At 56.8% G+C, this 8,522-nt stretch carries 5 protein-coding genes; all 5 read left to right on the forward strand.

Annotated features, from left to right (window positions below; genetic code table 11):
* Positions 1–13: 13 nt before the first annotated feature.
* The 5 genes from F2S13_RS06990 to F2S13_RS07010 all read left to right on the forward strand — a co-directional run bounded on the left by F2S13_RS06990 (position 14) and on the right by F2S13_RS07010 (position 7,757).
* The gene (locus F2S13_RS06990) at positions 14–1,492 is read left to right on the forward strand and encodes a DUF1254 domain-containing protein (RefSeq protein WP_166359736.1); all 1,479 of its coding nucleotides are present in this window, start codon (positions 14–16) and stop codon (positions 1,490–1,492) included.
* A gap of 389 nt (positions 1,493–1,881) precedes the next feature.
* A complete protein-coding gene (locus tag F2S13_RS06995) occupies positions 1,882–4,266 on the forward strand; it encodes a type VI secretion system Vgr family protein (RefSeq protein ID WP_166359737.1) in 2,385 nt (794 codons plus the stop codon).
* Positions 4,267–4,289: 23 nt separating this feature from the next.
* Positions 4,290–6,902 (forward strand): hypothetical protein, encoded by a 2,613-nt coding sequence (locus tag F2S13_RS07000; protein ID WP_166359738.1) that lies wholly within the window; start codon positions 4,290–4,292, stop codon positions 6,900–6,902.
* Between the two features lie 2 nt (positions 6,903–6,904).
* Positions 6,905–7,387: a hypothetical protein gene (locus tag F2S13_RS07005; RefSeq protein WP_166359739.1), complete on the forward strand. Its 483-nt coding sequence runs from the start codon at positions 6,905–6,907 to the stop codon at positions 7,385–7,387.
* 4 nt (positions 7,388–7,391) lie between these two features.
* Entirely contained in the window at positions 7,392–7,757 is a 366-nt protein-coding gene (locus F2S13_RS07010; protein WP_166359740.1) for a hypothetical protein, read from the forward strand.
* Positions 7,758–8,522: the final 765 nt, after the last annotated feature.

An 8,522-nucleotide genomic window follows, 5' to 3' on the forward strand; every position in this document is an offset into this window, starting at 1 on the left:
GAGCGGTGCCTCGATGAAACCTGACTATTCGCCAAGCCTGAAATGGATCGCTGTCTTCGCCGTTGCCGTAACCCTGATCACAGGCTGCAACAAGAAGGACGACCCGGTAACCCAGGCCGAAAAGAAAGACGTAGCCCAGGGCATCCCCGCGCCGAGCATTACCGAGACCAAAGCCATTGCCGAGGAGGCCTTCATCTACGGCCTGCCTATTGTGATGAACTACGCGGTGATGAATGAGTTCGCCGTGGACACCAAGTCCAGCCAGTACAAGGCGCCGTTCAACCAGATCAGCAACCAGCACCACGTCGCGACCTATGAAGACACGGCGGTGGTCACGCCCAACAGCGACACACCTTATTCGTTGCTCTGGCTGGACCTGCGCGCCGAGCCCATGGTGATCTCGGTGCCGGCCGTGGAAAAGAAGCGCTACTACTCGGTGCAGCTGATCGACGGTAATACCTACAACTATGGCTATATCGGCAGCCGCGCCACGGGCAGCGAGCCGGGCGATTACCTGGTAGCCGGCCCCGACTGGACAGGCCAGACGCCTGCGGGGATCAAGAAGGTGTTCACCTCCACGACACCCTTTTCGCTCACCCTCATCCGCACTCAGCTGTTCAACGACAAGGACATGCCTAACGTGGAGAAGGTGCAGGCGGGCTACAAGGCGCAACCCCTTTCCGCTTTCCTCAAACAAGCTGCGCCGCCGGCCACCGCGGCGCTCGAATTCCTTCCGGCCAGCACCGCCGGGATCAAGGCGAACTTCTACGAGTACTTGAACGCCGCCCTGCAATTTGTTCCGCCGACACCGGAAGACAAGGATATCCGGGCCCGGCTTGCCACTATCGGCATCGGGCCAGGCAAGACCTTCGAGTTCAAGGATCTCTCCGCCGAACACAAGGCTGCCGTCCTGCTGGGCATGAAGGAGGGCGATGACAAGGTGGAGAAGTGGCTGTCCAGCGGCACGAAAAACGTCAATGGCTGGAGCATCGGTTCGGTGTTCGGCGACCGGGCATTCTTCAATGGTGATTGGCTCAAGCGCGCTGGTGCGGCCAAGGGCGGCCTGTTTGGCAATGATGCCGCCGAAGCCGTGTACCCCTATACCCGCACCGACCCGACGGGCGAGCCCCTCGATGCCAGCAAGCACAACTACACGATCACGTTCCCCGCGGGGCAACTGCCGCCGGTCAATGCCTTCTGGTCGGTGACGATGTATGACAGCACGAGCCAACTATTGGTCAAGAACCCGATCAATCGCTATCTGATCAACTCACCGATGCTGCCCGGCATGAAGAAAAACAAGGATGGATCGCTGACCCTCTACATCCAGAAGGACTCGCCCGGCAAGGCAAAGGAAGCCAACTGGTTGCCCGCGCCGAACGGCACAATCTACCTGGTGATGCGCTTGTACTGGCCCAAGGACACGCCACCTTCGATCCTGCCACCCGGCAGCGGAACCTGGCAGCCGCCGGCTGTCGTGGTGGCGAAGTAACTGCGGCAGAGCGGAATTATTGGTGGAAGGTATGTCCCAGTGCGTTCTGGGCGGGAATTGTAGGTAGTTTCTGAAGTTGCGCCGGAAATTTCCTAAGTGCACTTTAGGGGGTGGAATAGCTTCTTGAAGTCATTCAGTATCGTCTTGGGCGAGAAATTGGAGCTTGCATTGTAAGTTGTATTTCCAGTTTGTCATTTTAAATAATTAATGGTTGTGGTGGGCATGTTCTCTATTGCTTATCTGCAGTCGTGAACTATTAATTTGCCTTGAATTCGTAATTATTGTTTTGAAGAAGTCAGCACACTACTGACTGTGCGTTCCTTGCTGCCTCAAATAATACCTATTGGATAACTCGATCTTGCACATCCCGTGGCCACGGAGGCCTGACCATGCCCCAAACCTTGCTCACCTTCTTCGACCACAGCCGCCATAAACTCCAGATAGGAGATATCAAGGCACCGCTCGACGTCCTGGCGTTCGAGGGCAAGGAACGCCTGAGCCAGCCGTTCAAATACTCCATTGAATTCACCTGCGCCGAACAGGACCTCGCGGCCGACCAACTGCTCGGCCGCGACGGCCGCTTCAGTCTGCACGCCCCGCCGCGCAAGCAGCCATTCTCCTTCGGCCTGCCGGTACCCGAAATCAAGCCGCTGCGCACCTTCTACGGGGTGATCACCGGCTTCCAGCGCCTGTCCGCCTCCCGGGACGAGGCCCGCTATGAGGTCACTCTGCAGCCGCGCCTGGCGTTGCTCGATCGCGGCCAGCAGTACCGTATCTACCAGCACAAATCGGTGCCGGAAATCGTCGAACACATCCTGCGCAGCCGCCACGATTTTCGCGGGCAGGATTTTCTGTTCAAGCTCGCGAACGAATACCCCAAACGCGAACAGGTCATGCAATACGGCGAAAGCGACTTCGCCTTCATCGCCCGCCTGCTGGCCGAAGTCGGCATCTGGTACCGTTTCACCAGCGACGAACGCCTGAAGATCGACGTGGTCGAGTTCCACGACCACCAGCGCCACTACCAGTTCGACGTGGAGCTGCCGTATCGCCCGCCGGGCGGCATGAGCAGCGACGAGGACGCCGCCTGGAACCTGCAGACCCGCCACCAGGTGGTGGAGCGCAACGTCAATATCCGCGCCTATCACCACCGCGACTCCAGCGCCTGGCTCGACGATGACATCGAGCGGATCAGCGACCCGAAAAGAATCACCTACGGCGAGGCCTACCACTACGGCGAGCCCTACACGGTGCTGGGCGACCGCTACGCCCTGGACGAACGGGACCTGCAATGCGAAAGCGGTAACTTCTACGCGCGCCTGCGCCATGAGCGCTACCTGAATAAACAGACGCGGCTGAGCGGCATCAGCAGCAGCGCCACCCTGGCGCCCGGCCAGGTGCTGAAGATCAGCGACGGCGCGCCGCAGGCCTTCGCCCCGGGCGCGGTAATCATCAAGATGACGACAACGGCCGCGCGCGATAGCAGCCTCCTGGTCACCTTCGAGGCCATCCCCTTTGCGGACAGCGTGTGCTTCCGGCCACGGCTGCTGGCCAAGCCGCAAATCGCCGGCACCGTGCCGGCGCGGGTCACCAACCCGCAGAAAAATGATCTCTATGCCGAGATCGACCCGGAGGGTCGCTACCGGGTCAACTTCCTCTTCGACCGCGACACCTGGCGGCGCGGCGAAGAAAGCATGTGGCTGCGCCTGGCCCGGCCTTACGCCGGCGATACCTATGGCCTGCACCTGCCGTTGCTCGCCGGCACCGAAGTGGCCGTCGCGTTCGATCACGGTGATGTGGCAAGACCCTATATTGCGTATGCCCTGCATGACAGCGAGCACCCCGACCCCGTCACCCTGTTCAATCGCAAGCGCAACGTGCTGCGCACGCCAGCCAATAACAAGTTGCGGATGGAGGACAATCGCGGCGAAGAGCACATCAAGCTCAGTACCGAGCACGCCGGCAAGAGCCAGCTCAATCTGGGGCATCTGGTGAATGCCCAGAAAAAGAAACGCGGTGAAGGTTTTGAACTCCGAACCGATGGCTGGGGGGCGATAAGAGGCGGCAAGGGTCTTTTCATCAGCGCCGAGGAACAAACCAAAGCCCAGGGCCCGGTGCTCGAAATGAACGCCGCCGTGGATCGTTTGCAACAAGCCGGCGAGCAACTGCAAAAGCTCTCGGTCGATGCTCAGGCCAGTCACGCCACACCTGCAGACGTACAAGCGCAAATCAGCCTGCTGCGGCAGGACCTGGAACAACTCAAGTCCTCCGTCCTGCTGCTCAGCGCCCCCCAGGGCATCGCCCTGAGCAGCGGCAAGCACCTGCAATTGGCGGCGCAACACAACCTGATGTTCAACGCCGGCGGCGAAGCGGACATCAGCGTGGTCAAGCGCCTGTTCATCGGCGTGGGGCAGGGGCTGAGCCTGTTCGTGCGCAAGCTCGGCCTCAAGCTGATCGTCAACCAGGGCCCGGTAATTGTCCAGGCGCAAAACGACAAGCTGGAACTGCTGGCCCGGCATGGCCTGGACATCACCAGCAGCGAAGACGAAATCCGCATCACGGCCAAAAAGAAGATCACCCTCAATGCCGGGGGCAGTTACATCACCCTCGATCCCAACAGAATCGAATCGGGCACGGCGGGCGACTACTTGGTCAAGTCGGCGCACTTTGCCTATGAGGGCGCCGCTCAACAAACGCTGGCAATGCCATCGCCGCTGCCGCCCTTGAACGCGCATGAACCCGAATCCCAGGGGCGTACGGAGATCTCTGGCTAATCCCTTTGCAAGGAGCAAACCCCGTGGCTAGCTTACTCAGATGGCTGTTTGGAATTCCCCAGCATGAACGCGACGCTCGCTTCGACGTGCGCCATCCCCCGATCCTGCCAACGCCGGGCACTGGCCCCGTCCGCTCAGCCTTGCCGACTGAAGGCAGCTCCGAATCGCTGCCATCGGTACAGAACTGGAGCCATCCCTTCAAGGACGCTCGCGACCCGCTGCGGCAGTTGACCCATCTGGCCAACGCAAAAGCGGGCTTCTACCCGCTGGGGGTCAATGGCCTTTGGCACGGCGGCGTGCATTTTGACGACGGCACCGCTGACACCCTGAATCAATCCAGCGTGCACTGCCTGGCCGACGGTGAGGTGGTCGCCTACCGCATCGACCAGCACTCGCCGACCACGTCCTACATCGTCAACAAGCTGCCGACTCTGCGACCCTTCTCGCGCAATTTCGTGCTGGTGCGACACCGCTTGCAGGCTCCGAAAATCGAAGGCAGCGCGGACACACCGCCCAGCCTGACCTTCTTCAGCCTCTACCTGCACTTGCAAGACTGGAAGGTCTATCAAACTGATGCGACCCTGGCCCGCCCGGCCTTCTGGCCCGAGGGCGCAACTCGTCGGGTCAAGGAAACAGTTAACGACTTCCACCCTCTCTATCCCAATCAACCCGGCCTGAACGTGCGCAACAAGGAATGGCAGGGCCAAGTCCTCGATCTCCTGCCCCGAGGTGCGCAGGTGACCGTCAGCGGTGAAGGCGACTACCGCAAGCTGGAGAACAGCCTCGGCCCGGCCAACCTGATCAGCGCCGAGGGAGCATTGCAGGGCTACGTTGCCTTCAGCCTGCTGGAACCCATCGAGGGAGATCAGTATCGCGTCGCCACTAAGGAGGGCGCACTCAACGTCCGTGCCGAAGCGAAGCGTGATAGCGAGAAGATTGGGGAACTGCCAAAGGGCACGGCGGTGACGATCAGCGGTGACGGCGAGTTCCGCAAGCTGGAGCGGATCAACCAGTACGTGCACTACAAGTCGCTGCACGGCGGGTTGGAACCCCTGGCACATGATCGCGTAGTCGTGCTCGAGCAGCCCGTCGCTATCAAGGCCGGCGACTTGATTGGTCATATCGGCCTGTACCAGGGCAGCCATGCGGAGGCCCCGGAAAAGAAACTGCATCTGGAGGTGTTCAGTGGCGATATGGTGGACAATTTCATCGAAGCCAGTCGCGCCTGGGCACAGCGCCTGCCAGCCAGCAGCAGGACCTGGCTGAAACTGGCCAAAGGGACGGTGGTGGCCGCGCATCAAGACCACTTCAGCGCCAAGCGGCCACCTAATTTTTTCTACGGGGACACGACCTCAAGCGACGCCGACCTGCTCGTTCCCAAGAGCCTGCTCGATGGTCTGTCTGCCGACAGAAAAATCACCGAGCCCGCCACCAGTGGTCACAAGGCCTATAACTGGTACCGCCTCGACGGGTTGCTGCATGACGCCGACCACAGCCAGCTTGATGGCTGGGTGCGTGAAGAAGTGGGCATTACCCCGTGGGTCAGTCCCTGGTCGTGGGAAGGCTACGACATCATCTATCACTTCGACCTGCCGCGAAAAATGCTGTCCTCCTTCAAGCGGGCAACCGAAGGCTTCAACGACGCGCAGCTTGAACGCTTTGGGCGCATGGCCGACGAAGGAGATCAGGGGCCGATCAAGCAGCGATTACTCGAGGTCATTGGCCGCAACTGCGAAAGCCAGATGACCGCCAAGGAACTGCAGGCCGCCCTCAAGTTGCCCGCCCATGCCCAGTCGATCGCGCAACTGATCATCCGCGCCGAAAGCGAGTGGTACTACAGGGCACAGAAGTGGGATGCGCTGGATGAAATACTCGGGCATAGCGGTTCGACGCCAAACCTGAACTGGCTGGCGGAGAAGGCGCGGCTCAAGCAATTGAGTTGGTGGGATGAGGTGGCGGAGAAGGTTGGGCTGCCGGGGTACGGGAAGGTGTATCACTTTCATCCGGTGGGATTTGTGGGGCATCTATCGGTCTTTCGAGAGCCGAGCGATTTGATCGTACGACGAGGGCAAATTACTTTTGACGCCGAGGGGAATGATATTCCTAAGAGTCCTTATTTCAGTCGGCGGTTACACTGGCCAGGAGGAGCATCTGGTGTGACATTAGGGCGCGGTTATGACATGCGCCACAGGACACAAAATGCAGTATACGCGGATCTAATTGCTGCAGGTGTAAGTGCTGTTTCCGCCGAAAATTTCTCCCGTGGAGCTGGTCTGTCGAGTCAAGCTGCTCGCGATTTCGTGAACATAAATAAAGATGCATTTGGAGCGATCTCACAGCAAGCACAGCGCATTCTTTTTGAAGATGTAGTGTATCCACGGTATGAGGTGGCAGCCAAACAGCGATACAACTCAGTCGCTACGTCAGATGCGACAGCGTGGGAACAGTTGAATGACCGCGTGCGAGATATAGCGGTGGACTTGACTTATCAGCAGGGCAGCATTTGGGGGAGGCAGATGAAATATATTTCTGCAAATAATCGACGCTTATTGGCGCAATATATCCGAGAAACACCAGAGCTACTGCAATATGAGCAAGGTCGAAATAGAGTTGGCTACTTGATGGTGGGAGAATAGAATTGAAGCTGATTGCATCATTTGTTATTTCAATGTTGTTAATATTTCTGCTTGCCGAAGGTCATGCGGCTGATTTTAGTCTGCAGGAAAATGAGTCTGAAAATATATCGTCTTTTCAATGGCCTGGATTCTACTCGAAAAAAAGTGAGTTATGCACCTTGCCAAACAACGGAGAGGACTGCTCCGAACAGTTTCGTGATCATCTTAAAATAGAGTCGGTGCGCCAAGGCTATTTGGTAGAGCTGCATAGCACACAAGCAGATCAGCATGTTTGCTCTTTTTTGTTCGAAATGGATAATGTGGGGCAGGCTCTCATTTACAAAACTCATTTTGGACCTGTGCTAATACAACGCAATGGCAGTTTTCTTGAGATTTCGTCGAAAGGGATCGATCCAACGGCGCTTGGATTAGGAGTGTGTGGAGCGCACGCAGAAATTGATGGCTTGAGGTTCCCTTTGAGTAGCAAAGTCGATGGCAGGCGCTAAAAAAATGATTAAATACTTAGCGATTATCCTATTTTTGGATTTCGTGAAAACTGCCATTGCAACTGAACAGGTGTGTAATGGTGTAGGCGTAAAGCAGACCCATCAGCCGGTAGAGATGGGTGGGGTTACAGCGTGCTTCGTTTATACGAATGCGAATGAGCAAGAGGAGGGGCGGTTATCAGTCAATCCCTACGGAATCGCAGCCTATTCAACTTCAAAAACTGTAAAGCCGACGCTTGTTTATGAGTTTCCCTACGCTGGGACGGTAGGAAATATCATCGAGGCGTTTCTTTTTCTATCGATGGGGCAGGCGATGAGAGGATTTTTGTTATTCATAGTATCGAGACGCCAAGCTCATGGGATCCCGTAAGTGATGTGTATGATGTGAGCGTAATAAAACTCAATAATGGAGCGCTGATCGAGGACAAAAAAACTTTCTCGTTTTTTTTGACTTGGGTGGAGATATGCTTGATTCTGAAGGAAGGTCGACTTATCTGTTTCCTTATAAGGATAAAAAGTCAATAGATGAGGTGGTTAACTCTCCCTTGTTTCAGGTTGTTAATTCGTCTGCTTCAGTAAAAGGTACGATCAAGGAGAAAGCGTTTTTGTATGGCGGCGACTCCGAGCCGGTTATCCAAGATCCGAGCAAGATGTACTTAATTGAAGGCGACCAGGTCACGGTGGAGGACTCGATTGCAGGTTTGTGCAAGATCTCGTACGAGGCGAAAACAAAACCGATAACGATGTGGGTGAAGTGCAATTCGATAATTTTCTCGAAGGATTAACCAGCACTCTATGAACGACATAATCCGTATTAGCGACGATGCCACCGAAGGTGGAGCTGTGAGGTTGGGTGCTATCGATGTTGATAGCGTAAGAGAGCCTGTGAAGGATGTCGAGGTTAGAGACAGCAATTTGCCAATTGCATTTCAAGGCTCTTGCCGCATCTGCGATAGGACGTTTAGTTCATTGCTGTCTCAAGTAAACGGGAGCTAGCCATGCCGGTCAGACTTGATCAGGTCCCTGCGCCGGCGCCACGATCCGCACCACCTCGTGCCTGGCTTTGGCTAGGCCTGCTGTTGCTTTTTCCGCTGTTGGGTGTGGGATTGACGTTTGGACTTGCCCCTGCAAAACT

This window comes from Pseudomonas akapageensis, from assembly GCF_011355085.1.
GTDB classification, from domain to species: Bacteria; Pseudomonadota; Gammaproteobacteria; order Pseudomonadales; family Pseudomonadaceae; genus Aquipseudomonas; species Aquipseudomonas akapageensis.